Origin of the sequence: Mycobacterium sp. E3339, from assembly GCF_001666915.1 — a bacterium.
In the GTDB taxonomy this organism is placed as follows: domain Bacteria; phylum Actinomycetota; class Actinomycetes; order Mycobacteriales; family Mycobacteriaceae; genus Mycobacterium.
The window spans coordinates 1-24265 of the sequence record NZ_LZIZ01000213.1 but is presented as its reverse complement, the minus strand read 5'-3'; the positions used below and the strand labels follow the sequence as shown (position 1 = coordinate 24265).

The window sequence follows — 24265 nt, the reverse complement described above, 5'->3', positions numbered from 1 at the left end:
CGACGAAATTGGTTGCGCCGCAAACAATGTCGCGGGGCTCGGGCTCACCGACATCGACCCGGCAGGCGCGGATCGGCTTCTTGAACCCGGTGAGCTCCTCGATGCCGGCGACGCGGCCCACGGTCAGTGGGCCCTCGACCGGGCCGAGGGTGACCACATCCTCGACCTCGTGGCCGATCCGCGCCTGCCGGGTCGATGTCGGTGAGCCCGAGCCCCGCGACATTGTTTGCGGCGCAACCAATTTCGTCGTCGGTGACCTGGTGGTGGTGGCGCTGCCCGGCACCACGTTGCCCGGCGGCTTCGCGATCACCGCGCGCAAGACCTACGGCCGCGACTCCGACGGCATGATCTGCTCGGCGGCCGAACTCGGCTTGGGCGCGGACCATTCCGGGATCCTGGTGCTGCCGGCCGGTACCGCCGACCCGGGCGCCGACGGCGCCGCGGTGCTGGGATTGGACGACGTGGTCTTCCACCTGGCGATCACCCCCGACCGCGGCTACGGCATGTCGGTGCGCGGGTTGGCGCGGGAGATCGCCTGCGCCTACGACCTCGAGTTCGTCGACCCGGCGGACGTCAAGCAGTTGCCCGCCAACGGCGAGGCCTGGCCGTTGACCGTGCAGCCCGAAACCGGTGTCCGCCGGTTCGCCCTGCGGCCGGTGACCGGTATCGACCCGGCCGCCGTGTCGCCGTGGTGGCTGCAACGGCGGCTGCTGCTGGCCGGCATCCGCGCGACCTCGCCGGCGGTGGACGTCACCAACTACGTGATGCTCGAACTCGGCCACCCCATGCACGCCCACGACCGCGACCGCATCTCCGGGGGCCTGGCCGTGCGGTTCGCCCGGCCCGGCGAGACCGTGGTCACCCTCGACGACATCGAGCGCCGGCTCGACCCGACCGATGTCCTCATCGTCGACGACCGCGCGACCGCGGCGATCGGCGGCGTGATGGGCGCGGCCAGCACCGAGGTGCGCCCCGAATCCACCGACGTGCTGCTGGAGGCGGCGGTCTGGGACCCCGCCGCCGTATCGCGCACCCAGCGCCGACTGCACCTGCCCAGCGAGGCCGCCCGGCGCTACGAGCGCGGGGTGGACCCGGCGATCTCGGTGGCCGCGCTGGACCGGTGCGCCACCCTGCTCGTCGAGATCGCCGGGGGAGCGGTGTCGGAGAAGCTGACCGATTGGCGCGGCGAGCCGCCGACCGACGACTGGTCGCTTCCGCCGATCCACGTTCCCGCCGACCTGCCCGACCGCGTCGCCGGGGTGGCCTACCCCGCCGGGACCACCGCGCGGCGCCTGGCGCAGATCGGCGCGCTGGTGGTCGACTCCGGCGCGGCGCTCACGGTGACGCCGCCGAGCTGGCGGCCCGACCTGTTGCAGCCCGCCGACCTCGTCGAGGAGGTGCTGCGCCTCGAGGGGCTGGAGGTCATCCCGTCGGTGCTGCCCGCGGCCCCCGCGGGCCGTGGCCTCACCGCGGGGCAGAAGCGGCGCCGCGCGATCGGCAAATCGCTGGCCCAACACGGTTACGTCGAAATCCTGCCCACGCCGTTCTTGCCCGCGGGCGTGTTCGACCTGTGGGGGCTGCCGGCCGACGATCCGCGCCGCGCCACCACGCAGGTGCTCAACCCGCTGGAGGCCGACCGCCCGCACCTGGCCACCACGCTGCTGCCGGCGCTGCTGGAGGCGTTGGTGCGCAACGTGTCCCGGGGTCTGGTGGACGTCGCGCTGTACGCGCTGGCGCAGGTGGTGCAGCCGACCGACGAGACGCGCGGCGTGCGGCCCATCCCCGTGCACCGGCGACCGACGGACACCGAGATCGCCCTGCTGGACGCCTCGCTGCCCCGCCAGCCCCAGCACGTCGCGGCGGTGCTGGCCGGGCTGCGCGAGCGCCGCGGCCCGTGGGGGCCCGGCCGCCGGGTCGAGGCCGCCGACGCGTTCGAGGCGGTGCGCATCGTCGCCCGCGCCAGCGGGGTCGAGGTGCGGCTGCGGGCGGCGCAGCAGCTGCCCTGGCATCCGGGCCGGTGCGCCGAGGTGCTGGTCGGGGAGACCGTGGTCGGTCACGCCGGGCAGCTGCACCCGGCGGTGATCGAACGTTCCGGGCTGCCGAAGGGCACGTGCGCCGTCGAGCTCAACCTCGACGCCATTCCCATCGCCGAGGCGTTGCCGGCGCCGAGGGTGTCGCCGTTCCCGGCGGTCTTCCAGGATGTCAGCCTGGTGGTGCCCGCGCACGTGCCGGCGCAGGCGGTGGCCGACGCCGTGCGGGAGGGCGCCGGCGAGCTGCTGGAAGACCTGCAACTGTTCGACGTCTTCACCGGCCCGCAGGTCGGGCAGGACCGCAAATCGCTGACCTTCGCCCTGCGTTTCCGCGCCCCGGACCGCACGCTGACCGAGGACGACGCCAGCGCGGCCCGCGACGCCGCGGTGCGGCGCGCCGCCGAGGCGGTCGGCGCCGAACTGCGGGCCTGAGCGCCGCTCTGGAATGGATTTGCAAAGCATTGCATAACCATGCAGAATCGGCGGAATGGCCGACGTATTGAGGGTGGCGGTTGCCGGGGCCAGCGGCTATGCGGGCGGTGAGATCCTGCGCCTTTTGCTCGGGCATCCCGCCTACGCCGACGGCCGGCTCGCCATCGGGTCGCTGACCGCCGCGACGAGCGCCGGCAGCACGCTCGGCGAGCACCACCCGCACCTGACGCCGCTGGCCTCCCGCGTGGTCGAGCCCACCGAACTCGCCGTGCTGGCCGGCCACGACGTGGTGTTCCTGGGCCTGCCGCACGGGCATTCGTCCGCCCTGGCCGACCAGCTGGGCCCGGACACCCTGATCATCGACTGCGGCGCCGACTTCCGGCTCACCGACGCCGCGGCGTGGGAGCGGTTCTACGGCTCCCCGCACGCCGGGAGCTGGCCCTACGGACTGCCGGAACTGCCCGGCGCGCGGGAGCGGCTGCGCGGCGCGCGCCGGATCGCCGTGCCGGGCTGCTACCCGACCGCGGCGCTGCTGGCGTTGCTCCCCGCGATGGCCGAGGACCTGATCGAGCCCGCCGTCACCGTGGTGGCCGTCAGCGGCACCTCCGGGGCCGGCCGCGCGGCCAAGACCGACCTGCTCGGCTCCGAGGTGATCGGGTCCGCCCGGGCCTACAACATCGCCGGGGCCCACCGCCACACGCCCGAGATCGCCCAGGGGCTGCGGGCGGTCACCGACCGCGACGTCACGGTGTCGTTCACCCCGGTCCTGATCCCGACCTCGCGGGGCATCCTGGCCACCTGCACGGCGCGGACCCGCGCGCCGCTCTCACAACTGCGGGCCGCCTACGAAAAGGCTTACGACGCAGAGCCTTTCGTGTACCTGCTACCCGAGGGTCAACTGCCGCGCACCGGATCGGTGATCGGCAGCAACGCGGCACACGTCGCCGTCGCGGTGGACGAGGCCGCGGAGACGTTCGTGGCCATCGCCGCCATCGACAACCTGGTCAAGGGCACCGGCGGCGCGGCGGTGCAGGCGATGAACCTCGCGCTGGGTTGGCCGGAGGCACAAGGCCTTTCGGTGGTCGGGGTCGCCCCGTGACCCACACAGCCGAGGCGCGCCTGGTGCGCGAACAGGGCGTCACCGCGCCCGCCGGGTTCCGGGCCGCCGGGATCGCCGCGGGCATCAAGGCGTCGGGCAACCCCGACCTGGCCCTGGTGTTCAACGAGGGGCCCGACTACGCGGCGGCGGGCGTCTTCACCCGCAACAAGGTCAAGGCCGCGCCCGTGCTGTGGAGCCAGCAGGTCCTGACCACCGGCGCGCTGCGCGCGGTGATCCTCAACTCCGGCGGCGCCAACGCCTGCACCGGGCCCGGCGGTTTCCAGGACACCCACGCCACCGCCGAGGCCGTCGCCGCCGCGCTGTCGGACTGGGGGACGCAAACCGGGGCCATCGAGGTCGCGGTGTGCTCCACCGGGCTGATCGGCGACCGGCTGCCGATGGACAAGGTGCTCGCCGGGGTGCGCGCGATCGTTCAGGACATGGCCGGCGGTCTGAGCGGCGGCGACGAGGCGGCGCGCGCGATCATGACCACCGACACCGTGCCGAAACAGGTTGCGCTGCACCACCGGAGCAACTGGACGGTCGGCGGGATGGCCAAGGGCGCGGGCATGCTGTCACCGTCGCTGGCCACCATGCTGTGCGTGCTGACCACCGATGCGAACGTCGAGGCCGCGGCGCTCGACACCGCGCTGCGCCGCGCCACCGCCCGCACCTTCGACCGGCTCGACATCGACGGCGCGTGTTCGACCAACGACACCGTGCTGCTGCTGGCGTCCGGGGCCAGCGGGATCACGCCCGCGCAGGCCGATCTCGACGACGCCGTGCTGCGGGTGTGCGACGATCTGTGCGCGCAGCTGCAGGCCGACGCCGAGGGCGTCACCAAACGCGTCACCGTGACGGTGACCGGGGCGGCCTCCGAGGACGACGCGCTGACCGCCGCGCGGGTGATCGCCCGCGACAGCCTGGTCAAGACCGCGGTGTTCGGGTCGGACCCCAACTGGGGCCGGGTGCTGGCCGCCGTCGGGATGGCGCCGATTCCCCTCGACCCCGATCGAATCACGGTGTCGTTCAACGGCTTCGCCGTGTGCGTCGACGGTGTCGGGGCGCCGGGCGCGCGCGAGGTGGACCTGTCCGGCGCCGACATCGACATCACCGTCGACCTGCGCGTGGGTGACGGCCACGCCGCGGTCCGCACCACGGACCTCTCGCACGGCTATGTCGAAGAGAACTCGGCGTACAGCTCATGACTTTCACAACGGAGCAGCTGCCGACCGGCGTCAAGGCGCAGGTGCTCGCCGAAGCCCTGCCCTGGCTCAAGCAGCTGTACGGCAAGGTCGTCGTCATCAAGTACGGCGGCAACGCCATGACCGACGACACGCTGCGGCACGCCTTCGCCGCCGACATGGCCTTCCTGCGCAACTGCGGCATCCTGCCCGTCGTCGTGCACGGCGGCGGCCCGCAGATCACCGCCATGCTGCGCCGGCTGGGCATCGAGGGCGACTTCAAGGGCGGCTTCCGGGTCACCACACCCGAAGTGCTCGACGTGGCGCGGATGGTGTTGTTCGGACAGGTGGGCCGCGAACTGGTCAACCTGATCAACGCGCACGGGCCCTACGCCGTCGGCATCACCGGCGAGGACGCGCAACTGTTCACCGCCGTGCGGCGCAGCGTGACCGTGGACGGCGTGGCCACCGACATCGGCCTGGTCGGCGACGTCGAACGGGTCAACACCGCCGCGGTGCTGGATCTGATTGCGGCGGGCCGCATTCCGGTGGTGTCCACGCTGGCCCCGGACGCCGAGGGCGTGGTGCACAACATCAACGCCGACACCGCCGCCGCGGCGCTCGCCGAGGCGCTGCGGGCCGAGAAGCTGTTGATGCTCACCGACGTCGAGGGCCTCTACACCAGCTGGCCCGACCGCGGCTCGTTGGTGAGCGAGATCGACACCGGCACACTCGCGCAACTGCTACCCACGCTGGAGGCGGGCATGATCCCCAAGGTCGAGGCGTGCCTGCGGGCGGTCACCGCCGGCGTGCCGAGCGCGCACGTCATCGACGGGCGGGTCGAACACTGCGTGCTGGTCGAGCTTTTCACCGATGCGGGGACCGGCACCAAGGTGGTGCCCACATGAGCCAAGGGGAAACAGTGAAGCAGCGCTGGGAAGCCGTGATGATGAACAACTACGGCACCCCGCCGCTCGCCCTGGCCAGCGGCGACGGCGCCGTGGTCACCGACGTGGACGGCAACAGCTACGTGGACCTGCTCGGCGGCATTGCGGTCAACGTCCTCGGGCATCGCCACCCCGCGGTCATCGAGGCCGTCACCCACCAGATGGCCACGCTGGGCCACACCTCCAACCTGTACGCCAGCGAACCGGGCATCGCGCTGGCCGAGGAGCTGGTGGCGCTGCTCGGCGCGCCCGAACAAACAGGGGCGCCCGCCCGGGTGTTCTTCTGCAACTCGGGAACCGAGGCCAACGAGGTCGCGTTCAAGCTGTCGCGGCTCACCGGGCGCACGAAACTCGTTGCGGCGCAGGGCGGTTTCCACGGCCGCACGATGGGCTCGCTGGCACTGACCGGCCAGCCCAGCAAGCAGGCGCCGTTCGAGCCGCTGCCCGGATACGTCACGCACGTGCCCTACGGGGACGCCGACGCGCTGGCCGCGGCCGTCGACGACGCCACCGCGGCGGTGTTCCTCGAACCGATCATGGGAGAGGGCGGCGTCGTGGTCCCGCCGGAGGGCTATCTGCGGGCCGCGCGCGACATCACCTCGCGGCACGGCGCGCTGCTGGTGCTCGACGAGGTGCAGACCGGGATGGGCCGCACCGGAGCGTTTTTCGCCCACCAGCACGACGGCATCACCCCGGACGTCGTGACCATGGCCAAGGGGTTGGGCGGCGGGCTGCCCATCGGCGCGTGCCTGGCCGTCGGGCGGGCCGCCGAGCTGCTGACCCCCGGCCTGCACGGCAGCACCTTCGGCGGCAACCCGATCTGCGCCGCTGCGGCGCGGGCGGTGCTGCGGGTGATCACCGACGAGGACCTGATCCGGCACGCGGAGGTGCTGGGCAAGTCGGTGCGGCACGGCGTCGAGTCCCTGAACCACCCGCTGATCGACCACGTGCGCGGGCGGGGGTTGCTGCAGGGCCTGGTGCTGACCGCGCCGCGGGCCAAGGAGGCCGAAAGTGCCGCGCGCGCAGCCGGATTCCTGGTCAACGCCGCCGCGCCCGAGGTCGTCCGGCTGGCCCCGCCGCTGATCATCACCGAGGCCCAGCTGGACGCCTTCGTCGGCGCGCTGCCGGGCATCCTGGACAAGGCCGCGGCATGACGCCCCGCCATTTCCTGCGCGACGACGACCTGTCGCCCTCCGAGCAGGCCGAGGTGCTGCAGCTGGCCGCCGAGCTGAAGAAGGATCCGTTCTGCTGCCGGCCGCTGGACGGCCCGCGCGGCGTCGCGGTGCTCTTCGACAAGAACTCCACCCGCACCCGGTTCTCCTTCGAGGTGGGCATCGCGCAGCTCGGCGGGCACGCCGTCGTCGTCGACGCCCGCAGCACGCAGCTGGGCCGCGACGAGACGCTGGCCGACACCGCGCGGGTGCTGTCCCGCTACGTCGAGGCCATCGTGTGGCGCACCTTCGGGCAGGACCGGCTCGAGGCCATGGCCGAGGTGGCGACCGTGCCGGTGGTCAACGCGCTCTCCGACGAGTTCCACCCCTGCCAGGTGCTCGCCGACCTGCAGACCATCGCCGAACGCAAGGGATCCCTTGCGGGGCTGCGGATGTCCTACTTCGGCGACGGCGCCAACAACATGGCCCACTCGCTGCTGCTCGGTGGGGTGACCGCCGGCATCCACGTCACGATCGCCGCGCCCGACGGCTTCGCCCCCGCCCCGGCCTTCGTCGCGGCCGCGACGGAACGCGCGGAAACGACCGGCGGCTCGGTCACCCTCAGCGCCGAGCCCGACGCGGCCGCGCGCGGCGCCGACGTGCTGGTGACCGACACCTGGACGTCGATGGGCCAGGAGGGCGACGGGCTCGACCGCCGCACCCCGTTCCGCCGGTTCCAGATCAACGAGCGGCTGCTGGGCCTGGCCGACCCGGAAGCGATTGTGCTGCACTGCCTTCCGGCTCACCGCGGCGACGAGATCACCGACGCGGTGATGGACGGGCCGGCCAGCGTGGTGTGGGACGAGGCCGAGAACCGGCTGCACGCCCAGAAGGCACTGCTGGTGTGGCTGTTGGAGCGACGCTCATGACCCGCTCGAAGGCCACGCCCGAGACCACCCGGGCCGGCCGGCAGGACCGCATCGTGGCCATCCTGTCGTCGGCGTCGATCAGCAGCCAAAGCGAGCTGGCGGCCCGGCTGGCCGACGAGGGCATCGAGGTCACCCAGGCCACCCTGTCGCGCGACCTCGAGGAGCTCGGCGCGGTGAAGCTGCGCGGAGCCGACGGCGGCGTCGGCGTCTACATCGTTCCCGAGGACGGCAGCCCGGTGCGCGGGGTGTCCGGCGGCACCGCGCGGCTGTCCCGGCTGCTGGGCGAGCTGCTGGTGTCGGCCGACGCCAGCGCCAACCTCGCGGTGCTGCGCACCCCGCCCGGCGGCGCCAACTATTTGGCCAGCGCCATCGACCGGGCGGCGTTACCGTACGTCGTCGGCACCATCGCCGGCGATGACACCGTCTTCGTGGCCGCCCGGGAGCCGATGACCGGCGCCGAGCTGGCCCGCACCCTAGAAGAGCTCACCTAAAACTAAGGAGATTGGTTCATGTCGGATCGCGTCATCCTGGCGTATTCGGGCGGTCTGGACACCTCGGTCGCGATCAGCTGGATCGGCAAGGAAACCGGCCGCGAGGTCGTCGCGGTGGCCATCGACCTCGGCCAGGGCGGCGAGGACATGGAGGTCGTCCGCCAGCGGGCCCTGGACTGCGGCGCGGTGGAGGCCGTCGTCGTCGACGCCCGCGACGAGTTCGCCGAGGGCTACTGCCTGCCCACCATCCTGAACAACGCCCTCTACATGGACCGTTATCCGCTGGTGTCGGCCATCAGCCGGCCGCTGATCGCCAAGCACCTGGTGGCGGCCGCCCGCGAGCACGGCGGCACCACCGTCGCCCACGGCTGCACCGGCAAGGGTAACGACCAGGTCCGGTTCGAGGTCGGATTCGCTTCGCTGGCACCGGATTTGGAGGTTTTGGCGCCCGTCCGCGACTACGCCTGGACGCGGGAGAAGGCGATCGCGTTCGCCGAGGAGAACGCCATCCCGATCAACGTCACCAAGCGCTCGCCGTTCTCCATCGACCAGAACGTGTGGGGCCGCGCGGTGGAAACCGGCTTCCTGGAACACCTTTGGAATGCGCCAACCAAGGACATCTACTCCTACACCGAAGACCCCACCATCAACTGGAACACGCCCGACGAGGTGATCGTCGGGTTCGAGCGCGGGGTCCCGGTATCCATCGACGGCAAACCGGTGTCCGTGCTACAGGCCATCGAGGAGCTCAACCGCCGCGCCGGCTGCCAGGGCGTGGGCCGCCTCGACGTGGTCGAGGACCGGTTGGTGGGCATCAAGAGCCGCGAGATCTACGAGGCCCCCGGGGCGATGGTGCTGATCACCGCCCACACCGAGCTCGAACACGTCACGCTGGAGCGCGAACTGGGCCGCTTCAAGCGGCACACCGACCAGCGCTGGGCGGAGCTGGTCTACGACGGGCTCTGGTACTCGCCGCTGAAGACCGCGCTGGAAGCCTTCGTCGCGAAGACCCAGGAGCACGTGACGGGCGAGATCCGGATGGTGTTGCACGGCGGGCACATCGCCGTCAACGGCCGGCGCAGCGCGGAGTCGCTCTACGACTTCAACCTGGCCACCTACGACGAGGGCGACAGCTTCGACCAGTCCGCCGCCAAGGGCTTCGTCTACGTGCACGGGCTGTCGTCGAAGATCGCGTCCCGCCGCGACCTGGCGGCCGACGAAGGTCCGACCGCGACGTGAGCACGCGCGAGGGCTCGCTGTGGGGCGGGCGGTTCGCCGACGGACCGTCGGACGCGCTGGCCGCCCTGAGCAAGTCCACCCACTTCGACTGGGTGCTGGCCCCCTACGACATCGTCGCCTCGCGCGCCCACACCGTGATTCTGTTCCACGCCGGGCTACTCACCTCCGAGCAGCGCGACGGGCTGCTGGCCGGGCTGGACAGCCTGGCGCAGGACGTGGCCGACGGCAGCTTCACGCCGCTGGTGACCGACGAGGACGTGCACGCCGCGCTGGAGCGGGGGCTGATCGACCGGGTCGGCCCCGACCTGGGCGGCCGGTTGCGCGCCGGGCGGTCGCGCAACGACCAGGTCGCCACGTTGTTCCGGATGTGGCTGCGCGACGCGGTGCGCCGGGTTGCCGACGCGGCCTTGGAGGTGGTGGCCGCGCTGGCCGCCCAGGCCGCCGCGCACCCCAGCGCCATCATGCCGGGCAAGACGCACCTGCAGTCCGCCCAGCCGGTGCTGCTGGCCCACCACCTGCTCGCCCACGCGCACCCGCTGCTGCGCGACGTCGACCGCATCGTCGACTTCGACAAGCGGGCGGCCGTGTCCCCGTACGGCTCGGGGGCGCTGGCCGGCTCGTCGCTGGGGTTGGACCCGGACGCGATCGCCGCGGAGCTCGGTTTCGACGCCGCCGCGGCCAATTCCATCGACGCGACCGCGGCCCGCGATTTCGCCGCCGAGGCCGCCTTCGTGTTCGCGATGATCGCCGTGGACCTCTCGCGGCTGGCCGAGGACCTCATCCTGTGGAGCTCAACGGAGTTCGGCTACGTCAGGTTGCACGATTCGTGGTCCACCGGCAGCTCGATCATGCCGCAGAAGAAGAACCCCGACATCGCCGAGCTGGCCCGCGGCAAGTCCGGGCGGCTGATCGGCAACCTGACCGGCCTGCTGGCGACGCTCAAGGCCCAGCCGCTGGCCTACAACCGCGACCTGCAGGAGGACAAGGAGCCGGTGTTCGACTCGGTGGCCCAGCTGGAGCTGGTGCTGCCGGCGATGGCCGGCCTGGTCGCCAGCCTGACGTTCGACGTCGAGCGGATGGCGGCCCTGGCCCCGGCCGGATACACGCTGGCCACCGACATCGCCGAATGGCTGGTGCGCCGGGGGGTGCCGTTCCGGTCCGCGCACGAGGCGGCCGGGGCCGCCGTGCGCACGGCCGAGGGGCGCGCGGTCGGGCTCGACGAGCTGACCGACGACGAGCTGGCCGCCATCAGCCCCGAGCTGACGCCGGAGGTGCGGGACGTGTTGACCATCGAGGGCTCGGTGTCGTCGCGCGACGGGCGGGGCGGAACCGCGCCGGCCAGGGTCGCCGAGCAACTCGAAGCCGTCCTGGCCGAGTGCGAACGGCTCAAAACGCGGCTGGGCGGTGGCCGATGAGAGGACTTTGGTTTCTGTGCCGGGCGCTCCCGGGCCGATTAAACTTCTCGCAGGAAGCGATCCGGGTGAACATTTCGACCCTGATCTTCGTCGTCAGGGGGTGGGAGCAATGAGCGTCGTCGCCGGCGTGTTCGGTGCCTTGCCACCGTACCGCTACTCCCAGCGCGAGCTCACCGACTTCTTCGTCAGCATCCCGGACTTCGAAGGCTACGAGGACATCGTCCGCCAGCTGCACGTCAGCGCCAAGGTCAACAGCCGCCACCTGGTGCTTCCCCTGGAGCGGTACCCCACCCTGACCGACTTCGGCGTGGCCAACCGGATCTTCATCGACAACGCCGTCGACCTCGGCTGCGAGGCGCTGTCGGGCGCCCTGGACGAGGCCGGCCTGCGGCCCCAGGACCTCGACGTGCTGATCACGACGACGGTCACCGGCCTGGCGGTGCCCTCCCTGGACGCGCGGATCGCGGGCCGGCTGGGCCTGCGCGACGACGTGCGCCGGGTGCCGCTGTTCGGGCTGGGCTGCGTGGCCGGGGCCGCGGGCGTGGCCCGGCTGAACGACTACCTGCGCGGGGCGCCGGACGCCGCCGCGGCCCTGATCTCGGTCGAGCTCTGCTCGCTGACCTACCCGGGATACAAGCCGTCGCTGCCGGGCCTGGTCGGCAGCGCGCTGTTCGCCGACGGGGCGGGCGCCGTGGTGGCGGTCGGCGAGCGCCGTGCCGAGAAGGTCGCCGCCGGCGGGCCCGCCATCCTGGACTCGCGCAGCACGCTGTACCCCGATTCGCTGCGGACCATGGGCTACGACGTCGGCGCCGCCGGGTTCGAGCTCGTCCTGGCCAAGGACCTGGCCGAGGTGGTCGAGGAGCACATCGAGCGCGACGTCGCCGGGTTCCTCGGCGCGCACGGGCTGACGACGACCGACATCGGCGCCTGGGTCAGCCACCCCGGGGGCCCCAAGATCATCGACGCGATCAACGCGAGCCTGAGCCTGCCGCCGGACGCGCTCGAACTGACCTGGCGCTCGCTCGGCGAGATCGGCAACCTGTCCTCGGCCTCGGTGCTGCACGTGCTGCGGGACACCCTGGCCAAGCCGCCGCCCAGCGAAAGCCCCGGCCTGATGATCGCGATGGGTCCCGGATTCTGCTCCGAGCTCGTATTGTTGCGCTGGCACTGACAGGGCGTTTCTGCTTGTGCCTCCCCAAGATTCACCGATGGAACCGATGACCCCGCTTTCTCGCCCAGGCCGCGACTCATGACCGGCGACTCCGACGAGCTCGTCAGGGCCCTGCGCGCATCGCTGAAGGAGAACGAGCGGCTCAAGCGCGAGGCCCGCGAATACCTCGCCGCCGCAACCGAACCCGTCGCGGTGGTCGGGATGGGCTGCCGGTACCCCGGCGGGGTGGATTCCCCGGAGGCGCTGTGGCAGATGGTTGTCGAGGGCCGCGACGTGGTCTCGGAGTTCCCGACCGACCGGGGCTGGAACCTGGCGGGCCTGTTCGATTCGGACCCCGACGCGGTCGGAAAGTCCTACGCCCGGTGCGGCGGGTTCCTGGCCGACGCGGCCGACTTCGACGCCGCGTTCTTCTCCATCGCCCCCAGCGAGGCGCTGGCGATGGACCCGCAGCAACGCCTGTTGCTGGAGGTGTCCTGGGAGGCGTTGGAGCGGGCCGGGATTGACCCCGCCGCGCTGCGCGGGTCGCCGACGGGGGTGTTCGCCGGGATCTTCCACGGGTCCTATGGCGGGCAGGGGCGGGTGCCCGGACACCTGGAGCGCTACGGGCTGCGCGGTTCGACGCTGAGCGTGGCCTCGGGCCGGGTGGCCTACGCGCTGGGCCTGGAGGGCCCGGCCGTGTCGGTGGACACCGCCTGCTCGTCGTCGTTGGTGGCCCTGCACCTGGCGGCGCGGTCGCTGCGCGCCGGCGAGTGTGACCTGGCGCTGGCCGGCGGGGTGACGGTGATGGCGACGCCGGCGATGTTCATCGAGTTCAGCCGGCAGCGGGCGCTGGCCTCCGACGGCCGGTGCAAGGCGTATGCGGGGGCCGCCGACGGGACCGGATTTTCCGAGGGCGTCGGGGTGCTGGTGCTGGAAAGGCTGTCCGACGCACGGCGGCTGGGGCACCCGGTGCTGGCGCTGCTGCGCGGGTCGGCGGTGAACCAGGACGGCGCCTCGAACGGATTGGCCACGCCCAACGGCCCGTCGCAGCAGCGGGTGATCCGCTCCGCGCTGGCCAACGCGCGCCTGGCCGCCGCCGACGTGGACCTGGTCGAGGGGCACGGGACGGGCACCACGCTCGGGGATCCGATTGAGGCGCAGGCGGTCCTGGCGACCTACGGGCAGGACCGTCCGGCCGGCCGGCCGCTGTGGCTCGGATCGATCAAGTCGAACATGGGCCACACCTCGGCGGCGGCCGGCGCCGGCGGGGTGATCAAGATGGTGCAGGCCATCCGGCACGGGGTGATGCCCAAGACGTTGCACGTGGATGTGCCCACGCCGCACGTGGATTGGTCGGCGGGGGCGGTTTCGCTGCTGACCGAGGCGCGGGAATGGCCGGCGCCCGACGATGCGCCGCGTCGGGCCGGGGTGTCGTCGTTCGGCATCAGCGGCACCAACGCGCACGTCATCGTCGAGCAGGCGCCGCAAGAGGTTTCCGCACCCGCGGCCGGCGACGACGCGCCCGCGCCGTGGGTGTTGTCGGCCCGCTCGCCCGACGCGCTGGCCAACCAGGCGGCGCGGCTGTTGGCGCGGGTGACCGACGACCCGGGGCTGCGGGTGGTCGACGTGGCCTGGTCGTTGGTCTGCACGCGGTCGCTGTTCGAGCACCGCGCGGTGCTGGTGGGCGCCGACCGCGCGCGCCTGGTCGCGGAGCTGGCCGACGTGGCCGCCGGCACCCCGGGCGCGGGCGCGGTGGTGGGCCGGGCGCGGCCGCTGGGCAAGACGGTGTTCGTGTTCCCCGGCCAGGGTTCGCAGTGGGTCGGCATGGGCGCCGAATTGCTGGACAGCTCAACCGTATTCGCCGAGCACCTGCAGCGGTGCGAGAAGGCGCTCGCCGAGCACGTGGACTGGTCGCTGGTCGACGTCCTTCGCGGCACCCCCGGTGCGCCCGGGTTGGACCGGGTGGACGTGGTGCAGCCGGCGCTGTGGGCGGTGATGGTGTCGCTGGCCGAGCTGTGGCGCTCGGTGGGCGTGGTCCCCGACGCGGTGATCGGCCATTCGCAGGGCGAGATCGCGGCGGCGTATGTGGCCGGCGCGCTGTCGCTTCAGGACGCCGCCCGGGTGGTGGCGCTGCGCAGCCGGCTGCTGGTCCAGCTGTCGGGTGCGGGCGGCATGGTGTCGCTTGCTTGCGGCCTGGCCCGCGCCGAGGAGTTGATCGGCCCGTACGGCGATCGGTTGAATGTCGCTGCGGTCAACGGGGTTTCGGCGGCGGTGGTGTCCGGTGAGGTGGGCGCCCTCGACGAGTTGATGGCCCGCTGCGAGGCCGACGGCGTGCGGGCCCGCCGGATCGACGTGGACTACGCCTCGCATTCGGGGCACGTCGACGCCATCCGCGCCGCGCTGGCCGAGACGCTGGCGGGCATCGAGCCGCGATCGTGTCCGGTCGCGCTGTTCTCGACCGTCACGGGTGATCTGCTGGACACCGCCGGCCTGGACGCCGACTACTGGTACCGCAGCATCCGGCAGACCGTCCAATTCGAACGCGCGGTGCGCCGCGCGGGCGAGGCGGGCTACGGGGCCTTCGTCGAGTGCAGCCCGCACCCGGTGCTGCTCGCCGCCGTCGAGGACACGCTGACCGACGGCGGTCACGATGCCGTGGTCATCCCGTCGCTGGGCCGCGATGACGGCTCGCTGCAACGGTTCTGGCTTTCGGCGGGCCAGGCCCACGTCGCCGGCGTGCCGGTGGACTGGCGGGCCGCCCTCGCGGGGCTGGGCGGGCGGCGCGTGGACTTGCCGACGTACGGCTTTGTGCGGCAGCGTTTTTGGTTGCCGGGCGGATCGACCGGGACCGGTGACGTGGCCACCCTGGGGCTGGCGGGCGCGCGGCACGCGCTGCTGGGCGCGGTGGTGGCGCGCCCGGATTCCGGCGGGGTGGTGCTGACGGGCCGGCTGTCGACCGCCGCCCAGCCGTGGCTGGCCGACCACGCGGTGGGCGGCACGGTGTTGTTCCCCGGCGCGGGGTTTGTGGAGCTGGCCATCCGGGCGGGCGACGAGGTCGGCGCGGCGGTCCTCGAGGAGCTCACGGTGTCGGCCCCGCTGCTGCTGCCGGCCGCCGAGGGCGTGCAGGTGCAGGTGGTGGTCGGCGCGGCCGCCGAGTCCGGGCGGCGCGAGCTCTCCGTGTATTCGGCGGACGCCTCCTCGGAGTGGGTGTTGCACGCGCAGGGCGTGCTGGGCGGGGCCGCGGCCGCACCGGCGGCGGACCTGTCGGTGTGGCCGCCGGCGGGGGCGACGCCGGTGGAGGTGGGCGACGCCTACGCGCGGCTGGCCGAGCGGGGCTACGAGTACGGCCGGGCCTTCCGTGGCCTGCGGGCGATGTGGCGGCGCGGCGACGAGATCTTCGCCGAGGTCACCATCCCGGACGAGGCCGGCGCGGCCGACGGCGGTTTCGGCATCCATCCGGTGCTGCTCGACGCGGCGCTGCACGCGATCGGCGTCGACGGCGAGGGCCAGACCGTGTTGCCCTTCTCGTGGCAGGGGATCTCGTTGCACGCGGCCGGCGCGTCGCGGGCGCGGGTCCGGATTGCGCCGTCCGGCGCCGGGGCGGTGTCGGTGGAACTGGCCGACGGTTCCGGATTGCCGGTGTTGTCGGTGCGCTCGTTGGCGATGCGCCCGGTCTCGGCCGGTCAGTTGTCGGCAGCGGCCGCGAGCGCCGAGGGACTGTTCGAGGTGGCGTGGTCGCCGATACCCTTGAGCGGCAAGGACTCCGACACGACGCTGTGGGAGCCGGCCCCGCACGGCGCCGAGGTGGTGCGCTCGGTGCATGCCGCCGCCGCCGAGGCGCTGGGCGTGCTGCAATCCTGGTTGGGCGGTCCGGAGTCCGGGACGCTGGCCGTGCAAACCCGCGGGGCGGTCGCGCTGGCCGGCGAGGACGTCACGGACCTGGCCGGCGCGGCGGTGTGGGGGCTGGTGCGCTCGGCGCAGGCCGAGCAGCCGGGCCGGGTGGTGTTGATCGACACCGACGGATCCCTGGACGCGCGCGCGGTGATCGGTTGTGGGGAACCGCAATTGGTGGTCCGCGCCGGGGTGGCCTATGCGGCGCGGATGCGGCCGGTGCGGCGGGGGTCGGTGTTGCGCCTGCCCCCGGGCGGCTGGCGGCTGGACGCCGGCGGCGGCGGCACGCTGGAGGACCTGGCGCTCAGCACCTGCCCCCCGGCGGAACTGGCGGCCGGCGAGGTGCGGGTCGCGGTGGCCGCGGTCGGGGTGAACTTCCGGGATGTGCTGGTGGCGCTGGGCATGTACCCGGGCGGGGGCCAGTTGGGTGCCGAGGGCGCCGGGGTGATCGTCGAGGTCGGCCCCGACGTGACCGGGCTGGCGGTCGGCGACGCGGTGATGGGGCTGCTGGGCGTGGTCGGTTCCGAGGCGGTGGTGGATCAGCGGGTGGTGACCCCGGTGCCTCAGGACTGGTCGCTGGTGACGGCCGCGGGCGTGCCGGTGGTGTTCCTCACCGCGCTCTACGGGTTGTCGGTGCTGGCGGGCCTGCGCGCCGGCGAGCGGGTGCTGGTGCACGCCGCCACCGGGGGCGTCGGCATGGCGGCGGTTCAGTTGGCCCGGCACTGGGGCGCGGAGGTGTTCGCGACCGCGAGCCGGGGCAAGTGGGACACGTTGCGCGCGATGGGGTTTGACGACGACCACATCGGCGACTCGCGGACGTTGGACTTCGAGCGGAAGTTCTCGTCGGCGACCGGCGGGGCCGGGGTCGACGTGGTGCTCAATTCGCTGGCCGGCGAGTTCACCGACGCGTCGCTGCGGTTGCTGGCACCCGGCGGCCGGTTCATCGAGATGGGCAAGACGGACATCCGCGATCCGCAGGTCGTCGCCGAGCAGCACCGCGGCGCGCAGTATCGCGCCTTCGATCTGCTGGAGGCCGGCGCCGACCGCACCGCGGCGATGCTGGCCCAGATCGTCGAACTGATGCGCGACGGCGCCCTGACCCCGTTGCCGCTCAAGGCCTTCGACGTTCGCTGCGCCTCGGCGGCGTACCGGTTCGTCAGCCAGGCCCGCCACATCGGCAAGGTCGTGTTGACCATGCCGTCCGGGCCCGGCGCGGTGCTCAGCGGCTGCGGTGGGCTGGCCGGCGGCAGCGTGGTGATCACCGGCGGCACCGGCATGGCCGGCTCGGCGCTGGCCCGTCACCTAGTCGACCGGTATCGCGTGGCGCACGTGATGCTCGCCAGCCGCGCCGGCGCCGGGGCCGCGGGGGTTGCGGAACTGGTGGACGACCTGCGGCGGGCCGGCGCCCGCGTGTCGGTGGTGGCCTGCGACGTCGCCGACCGCGACGCCGTCGCGGCGATGCTGGCGCAGATCCCGGAGCAGTATCCGCTGCGCGGCGTGGTGCACGCCGCGGGAATCCTCGACGACGGATTGATCGCGTCGCTGACGCCCGCGCGGGTGGATGCGGTGTTGCGGGCCAAGGTCGACGGGGCGTGGCACCTGCACGAGCTGACGCGGGAAAAGGATCTGTCGGCGTTCGTGGTGTTCTCCTCGATGGCGGGCATCGTCGGCACGCCGGGTCAGGCCAATTACGCGGCGGCCAACAGCTTCCTCGACGGTCTGGTCGAATACCGCCGCGCGCATGGGCTTTCGGGGCTGTCGCTGGCCTGGGGGCTCTGGGAGCAGGCCTCGGCGATGACGGCTCACCTCGGCGAGCGCGACAAGGCCCGGATGACCAGGATCGGCATCGCCCCCCTGTCGACCGAGCAGGCGCTGGACAGCTTCGACGCCGGCATGCTCGTCGACGCCCCCGTGCTAATGGCCGCCCGACTGGATCGGGTTGCCTTGTCCGACAACGCCGCCGGACTGCCGCCGCTGTTGAGCGAGCTGGCCGCCCGCACCACCCGCCGTGTCATCGACGACGCCGATACGACCGCCCTGACGTCCGGTCTTGCCGCACGCCTGCAGGGGTTGACCGCCGAGGCGCGACAGCGCGAGCTGGTCGACCTGGTTCGCGGCAACGCGGCGACCGTGCTGGGACTGCCCAACCCCGCGGACATCAACGCCGACCGCGCGTTCGGCGACCTCGGCTTCGACTCGCTGACCGCCGTCGAGCTGCGCAACCGGCTCAAAACCGCCACGGGGCTCACGCTTTCGCCCACGCTGATCTTCGACTACCCGACACCGGTCGTGCTGGCCGGGCATTTGGACGCCCAGCTGGCCGGCGCGCCGTCCGGCGACCGGCCCGACCTGATGGCCCGCTTCACCGACATCACCCGCGAATTGCAGGCGCTGCTCGACCAACCCTGGGACGACGGCGAGAAATCGGCGCTGAGGGCCCGCCTGCACGGCCTGCTCGCCACGCTCGGCCCTACCGATCACCTCGACACCGAAGGCCTCGACGCCGACCTCGATGCCGCCACCGAAAGCCAATTGTTTGCCATCCTCGATGAAGAACTCGGCCGCTGAGACCGCGATGCCGGACACCACACAGCACGTCGATTACCTGAAACGCCTGACGGCGGACCTCCGTCGGGCGCGCCGGCGCGTCTCGGAGCTGGAGGGCCGGCTGACCGAGCCTATCGCGGTGGTGGGCATGGCCTGTCGCTACGCGGGTGGCGTCGATTCGCCGGAAACCCTGTGGGAACTGGTGAATGACGGCCGCGACACCGTGTCGGACTTTCCGGCCGATCGCGGCTGGGATGTGGAGGGCCTGTACGACCCGGACCCCGACGCGGCGGGCAAGATGTACACCCGCCAGGGCAGCTTCCTGCGCGACGCCGGGGACTTCGACGCGGGATTCTTCGGCGTCGGCCCGAGCGAGGCCCTCGCGATGGATCCCCAGCAGCGGTTGATGCTGGAGATCTCCTGGGAAGCGTTGGAGCGGGCCGGGATTGACCCGCTCGCGTTGCGGGGCTCGGCGACCGGCGTGTTCGCCGGGGTCATCCACGCCGGTTACGGCGGGGAGGTGAAGGGCGAGCTGGAGGGCTACGGGTTGACCGGGTCGACCCTGAGCGTGGCCTCGGGCCGGGTGTCGTACGTGTTGGGCCTGGAGGGCCCGGCCGTCTCGGTGGACACGGCGTGTTCGTCGTCGTTGGTGGCCATGCACCTGGCGGCGCAGTCGCTGCGCTCCGGGGAGTGCGACCTCGCGCTGGCCGGCGGCGTGACCGTGATGGCCACCGCCGCCGCGTTCGTCGAGTTCAGCCGGCAGCGGGCGCTGGCCCCGGACGGCCGGTGCAAGGTGTACGCCGGCGCGGCGGACGGGACGTCGTGGTCGGAGGGCGCGGGCGTGCTGGTGCTGGAGCGGCTGGCCGACGCGCGCCGGCTGGGGCATCCCGTCCTCGCGGTGTTCCGGGGTTCGGCGGTGAACCAGGACGGGGCGTCCAACGGTTTGACCGCCCCCAACGGGCCGTCCCAGCAGCGGGTGATCCGGGCGGCGCTGGCCAACGCCGGACTGGCCGCGGCGGACGTCGACGCGGTCGAGGGCCACGGCACGGGAACGGTTCTCGGCGATCCCATCGAGGCGCAGGCCCTGCTGGCGACCTACGGGCAGGACCGGCCGGCGGACCGGCCGCTGTGGCTGGGGTCGATCAAATCCAACATCGGCCACACGTCGGCGGCCGCCGGGGTGGCCGGCGTGATCAAGATGATCCAGGCGATGCGGCACGGCGTGCTGCCCAAGACGCTGCACGTGGATGTGCCGTCGCCGCACGTGGATTGGTCGGCGGGCGCGGTGGCGCTGCTGACCGAGCCCCAGCCCTGGCCGGCGCGCGACGGCCAGCGCCGGGCCGGGGTGTCGTCGTTCGGGATCAGCGGGACGAACGCCCACGTCATCGTCGAGCAGCCGCCCGCGGAGCCGGAAACCGTTGCGGAGCAGGGCGATCCGCCCGCCGGTTCGATCGCATGGGTGGTGTCGGCGCGGTCGGCCGACGCGTTGGCCGCGCAGGCCGGGCGGCTGTCGGCCCACCTGGAGGCGCAGCCGGGCCTGCGCGCCGTGGACGTGGGGTGGTCGCTGGCCACCACCCGGGCGGCCCTGGACCATCGCGCGGTGCTGGTGGGCGCCGATCGCGACACCCTGCTGGCGGGGCTGGCGGCGGTCCGGGCCGGTGAGCCCGCCACGGGTGCGGCCGTCGGGCGCGCCCGGTCGTTCGGCAAGCGGGTGTTCGTGTTCCCCGGTCAGGGCTCGCAGCGGCTCGGCATGGGAAGAGAACTGCACCAACGCTTTCCGGCGTTCGCCGCGGCCTTGGACGAGGCCGTGGCGGCGGTGGACGCGCACGCCCGGCTGCCGCTGCGCGACGTGATGTGGGGTGCCGACCCGGAGTTGTTGCGGAGCACCGAATTCGCCCAGCCCGCGTTGTTCGTGCTCGAGGTCGCCCTGGCGGCGCTGTGGCGCTCGTGGGGCGTGACACCCGACGTGGTGATCGGCCACTCGGTCGGGGAGATCGCCGCGGCCTGCGTGGCCGGGGTGCTGTCGTTGCCGGACGCGGCGCGGATCGTGGCGGCCCGGGGCCGGCTGATGGCGGCGCTGCCGGCGGGCGGGGTGATGGTCGCGGTGACCGCGACCGAGGCCGAGGTCGCGCCGTTGCTCACCGACGGGCTGGCCCTCGCGGCGGTCAACGGCCCCGACGCGGTGGTGCTGTCGGGGGAGCGGGCCGCGGTGAGTGCGGCGGCGGAGCGGCTGGCCGATTGCGGCAGGCGGGTGCGGCAGCTCGACGTCTCGCACGCCTTCCACTCGCCGCTGATGGAACCCATGATCGAGGAGTTCTCCGCGGTGGTGGCCGGGGTGTCACCGGCTGCGCCGCGAATCGAGCTGGTGTCCAACGTGACCGGGCAATTGGCCGGACCGGGCTACGGGTCCGCCGACTACTGGGTGGAGCACGTGCGCCGCCCGGTGCGGTTCGTCGACGGGGTGCGGCTGGCCGAATCGCTCGGCGCCGGCGCGTTCCTGGAGGTGGGGCCGGGCGCGGCGCTGACGGCCGCGGCGGAACGATCCCTGGCGCGCGAGCCGGTGGTCGCGGCGGTGTCGATGGCCAAGGGCCGCCCCGAGGTCGACTCGATGCTGCTGGCCGCCGGGCAGCTGTTCGCCTCCGGCGCGGAGTTGGACTGGGCCGCGACGTTCGCCGGCCTCGGCGCCCACCGGGTCGACCTGCCCACGTATGCCTTTCAGCGGCGCAGGTTTTGGCTGTCGGCCGAGTCCATGGGTGCCCGCGACACCGCCAGCCTCGGGTTGGCCGGCGCCGAGCACCCGCTGCTGGGCGCGGTGGTCGAGCGGCCGGACTCGGGCGGCGTGGTGCTGACCGGCCGGCTGTCGACGGCCGCCCAGCCGTGGCTGGCCGATCATGCGGTGACCGGGACCGTGCTGTTACCGGGCGCCGGGTTCGTCGAGCTGGTGCTGCGGGCCGGCGACGAGGTGGGCTGCCCGGTGATCGAGGAGCTGACGCTGTCGGCCCCGCTGCCGCTGCCGGGCGCCGGCGCGGTGCGCGTTCAGGTGGTGGTGGACGGCGCCGGCGAGGGCGGGACCCGGGGCGTCGCGGTGTATTCGCAGGCCGGTCCGGAATGGACGCTGCACGCCCAGGGCGTGCTGAGCGAGGGCTCGCCCGCGCCGGAGGCGGACCTGTCGGTGTGGCCGCCGGTCGGCGCCGCGGCCGTCGACGTGACGGGCGCCTACGACGACCTGGCGGCGCGCGGCTACGGGTATGGTCCGGCCTTCCGCGGCCTGCGCAAGGTGTGGCGGCGGGGCACCGAGACCTTCGCCGAGGTCGAGGCCCCCCAGGATGCCGGGGTTACGGTGGGCGGCTTCGGGATTCACCCGGTGGTGCTGGATGCGGCCCTGCATGCGCTCGGGGTGGCCGACGAGCACGCCGAGACCGCGTTGCCGTTCTCCTGGCAAGGGGTGTGCCTGTACGCGGCCGGCGCGTCGCGGGTCCGGGTGCGGCTCGCGCCCGTGGGCGCGGGCGCGGTGTCGGTCGAGGTGGCCGACTCGTCGGGCGCGCCGGTGCTGTCCGTGCGCGAGCTGGTGACGCGTCCCGTCTCCGCCGCGCAGCTGTCGGCGGCCGCTGCGGCGCGTTCCGGCGGCGGCGAACTCCTGGAGGCGGTGTGGTCCCCGGTTTCGTTGGCGGACAACGGGTCCGGCACCGAACCCGAGGTCTGGCGGCCGGATCCGAACGCCGAAGGCGTGGTCGAAGCGGTCTACGCCGCGACCCACGAGGCGTTGAGCGCGTTGCAGTCGCGGGGTGACGGCGATGGGCCGTTGGTGGTGCTGACCCGCGGCGCGGTCGCGCTGCCCGGCGAGGACGTATCCGACCTCGCCGGCGCAGCCGTGTGGGGGCTGGTGCGGTCGGCGCAGGCCGAGCAGCCCGGCCGGGCGGTGCTGGTCGACTCCGACGGCTCAATCGACGTCGCACCGCTGATCGGCTGCGGCGAACCGCAATTGGCGGTGCGCGACGGCGTCGCCTACGCCCCCCGGCTGAAGCCCATCAAGGCGCACCCGGCGTTGCCGCTGCCCGAACCGCCTTCGGTGTGGCGGCTGGCCGCCGGCGAGGGCGGGACGCTGGAGGACCTGGCGGTGCAGTCCGGCCCGCCCGCCGAACTGGCCGCCGGCCAGGTGTTGGCGGCGGTGGCCGCGGCCGGGGTGAACTTCCGCGACGTGCTGGTGGCTTTGGGCATGTATCCGGGCGCCGCCCAGTTGGGCGCCGAGGGCGCCGGGCTGGTGACCGAGATCGGCGCGGGTGTGGGGGATTTGGCCGTCGGCGACGCGGTGATGGGCATCGTGGGCCTGACGGGCTCGGAGGCGGTCGTCGACCGGCGGCTGGTGACGCGGGTGCCGACGGGCTGGTCGTTCGGCGAGGCCGCCGGCGTCCCGGTGGTGTTCCTGACCGCCTACTACGGGTTGTCGGTGCTGGGCGGCCTGCGCTCCGGCGAGCGCGTGCTGGTGCACGCCGCCGCCGGTGGGGTGGGCATGGCGGCGGTGCAGCTGGCCAGGCATTGGGGCGCCGAGGTTTTCGCGACCGCCAGCCGCGGCAAGTGGGACACCCTGCGCGCTATGGGCTTCGACGACGACCACATCGCGGACTCGCGAACGCTGGACTTCGAGCAGAAGTTCTCCTCGGTTACCGGCGGCGCCGGCATGGACGTCGTGCTGAACTCGCTGGCCGGCGAGTTCACCGACGCGTCGCTGCGGTTGCTGGGCCCCGGCGGGCGCTTCATCGAGATGGGCAAGACCGACCTGCGCGACCCGGCGGCCCACCCCGACATCTACTACCGCGCGTTCGACCTGATGGAGGCCGGGCCCGACCACATCGCCGAGATGTTCGCCGAATTGATGCGGTTGTTCGCCGCGCGGGCGCTGACGCCGTTGCCGGTCAAGGCATTCGACGTGCGGCGCGCCGTGGAAGCCTACCGGTTCGTCAGCCAGGCCCGCCACATCGGCAAGGTCGTGCTGACCATGCCCGACGGGCCCGCCGGCCTGTCCGGCGGCACCGCGCTGATCACCGGCGGGACCGGCATGGCGGGGTCGGCGGTGGCGCGCCACCTGGTCGACCGCTACCGGGTGCCGCATCTCATGCTGGTCAGCCGCAGCGGCGAGCGGGCCGACGGGATGGCCGATCTGGTGGCCGAGCTGCGGGAGGCCGGGGCCCAGGTGTCCGTGGTGGCCTGCGATGTCGGTGACCGGGACGCCGTGGCCGGGTTGCTGGCCCAGGTGCCGGCGCGCTTCCCGCTGCGCGGGGTCTTCCACGCCGCGGGCGTGCTGGACGACGCGGTGATCTCGTCGTTGACCCCCGAGCGCATCGACACCGTGCTGCGCTCCAAGGTCGACGGCGCGTGGCACCTGCACGAGCTGACCGGCGAGCTGAATCTGGCCGCGTTCGTGGTGTTTTCGTCGATGGCGGGCATCGTGGGCGCCCCCGGGCAGGGTAACTACGCCGCCGCCAACAGCTTCCTGGACGCCCTGGCGGCCTACCGGCGCGCTCACCGCCTGCCGGGCCTGTCGATCGCGTGGGGGATGTGGGAACAGGCCTCGGCGATGACCCGGCACCTCGGGGACCGCGACAGGGCCCGGATGAGCCGCGCCGGCCTGGCCGCGCTGTCCACCCGGCAGGCGCTCGACCTGCTCGACGCCGCGCTGCTGGCCGAGCCCCCCGTCGTGGTGGCCACCCGCCTCGATGCCACCGCGCTGGCCCACGCCGGCGCCGCGCTGCCGCCGCTGTT

At 73.1% G+C, this 24265-nt stretch carries 11 protein-coding genes and 2 pseudogenes; 12 read left to right on the top strand and 1 reads right to left on the bottom strand.

What is annotated here, in order from left to right; genetic code table 11:
- Positions 1-223 (bottom strand): hypothetical protein (locus A5702_RS25900; protein WP_156669685.1); only part of this gene is annotated, 223 nt, incomplete at its 3' end.
- Between A5702_RS25900 and pheT the strand changes: the two are divergent.
- From pheT to A5702_RS20160, 12 genes and pseudogenes are all read left to right on the top strand, one after another.
- Positions 123-2462: pseudogene (gene pheT / locus A5702_RS20215) on the top strand (phenylalanine--tRNA ligase subunit beta); the annotation flags it as partial. The gene A5702_RS25900 and the pseudogene pheT sit on opposite strands and share 101 nt — an antisense overlap.
- A gap of 39 nt (positions 2463-2501) precedes the next feature.
- Positions 2502-3561: pseudogene (argC, locus tag A5702_RS20210) on the top strand (N-acetyl-gamma-glutamyl-phosphate reductase).
- The gene (gene argJ, locus A5702_RS20205) at positions 3558-4769 is read left to right on the top strand and encodes a bifunctional glutamate N-acetyltransferase/amino-acid acetyltransferase ArgJ (protein WP_068223082.1); all 1212 of its coding nucleotides are present in this window, start codon (positions 3558-3560) and stop codon (positions 4767-4769) included. Before argC ends, argJ begins: the two are co-directional and overlap by 4 nt.
- Positions 4766-5653 carry an acetylglutamate kinase gene (argB, locus tag A5702_RS20200; RefSeq protein WP_055402779.1) on the top strand — a complete coding sequence of 296 codons (888 nt, stop codon included), beginning with the start codon at positions 4766-4768 and terminating at the stop codon, positions 5651-5653. Before argJ ends, argB begins: the two co-directional genes overlap by 4 nt.
- Positions 5650-6846 (top strand): acetylornithine transaminase, encoded by a 1197-nt coding sequence (locus tag A5702_RS20195; RefSeq protein ID WP_055402777.1) that lies wholly within the window; start codon positions 5650-5652, stop codon positions 6844-6846. Before argB ends, A5702_RS20195 begins: the two co-directional genes overlap by 4 nt.
- A complete protein-coding gene (gene argF, locus A5702_RS20190) occupies positions 6843-7772 on the top strand; it encodes an ornithine carbamoyltransferase (protein ID WP_068223081.1) in 930 nt (309 codons plus the stop codon). Before A5702_RS20195 ends, argF begins: the two co-directional genes overlap by 4 nt.
- Complete coding sequence (locus tag A5702_RS20185; RefSeq protein WP_068223080.1) at positions 7769-8263, top strand: arginine repressor; 495 nt, start codon at positions 7769-7771, stop codon at positions 8261-8263. The genes argF and A5702_RS20185 overlap by 4 nt, the downstream gene beginning before the upstream one ends.
- Before the next feature lie 18 nt (positions 8264-8281).
- Positions 8282-9502 carry an argininosuccinate synthase gene (locus A5702_RS20180; RefSeq protein WP_055402771.1) on the top strand — a complete coding sequence of 407 codons (1221 nt, stop codon included), beginning with the start codon at positions 8282-8284 and terminating at the stop codon, positions 9500-9502.
- The gene (argH, locus tag A5702_RS20175) at positions 9499-10917 is read left to right on the top strand and encodes an argininosuccinate lyase (protein ID WP_055402769.1); all 1419 of its coding nucleotides are present in this window, start codon (positions 9499-9501) and stop codon (positions 10915-10917) included. Before A5702_RS20180 ends, argH begins: the two co-directional genes overlap by 4 nt.
- Positions 10918-11026: 109 nt before the next feature.
- On the top strand, positions 11027-12088 hold the full coding sequence (locus A5702_RS20170) for a type III polyketide synthase (RefSeq protein ID WP_068223078.1): 1062 nt from the start codon (positions 11027-11029) through the stop codon (positions 12086-12088).
- A 78-nt stretch (positions 12089-12166) separates the two neighbouring features.
- Complete coding sequence (locus tag A5702_RS20165) at positions 12167-18526, top strand: type I polyketide synthase (RefSeq protein WP_068223077.1); 6360 nt, start codon at positions 12167-12169, stop codon at positions 18524-18526.
- Positions 18507-24265 (top strand): type I polyketide synthase (locus A5702_RS20160; protein WP_068223065.1); only part of this gene is annotated, 5759 nt, incomplete at its 3' end. The genes A5702_RS20165 and A5702_RS20160, both read left to right, overlap by 20 nt.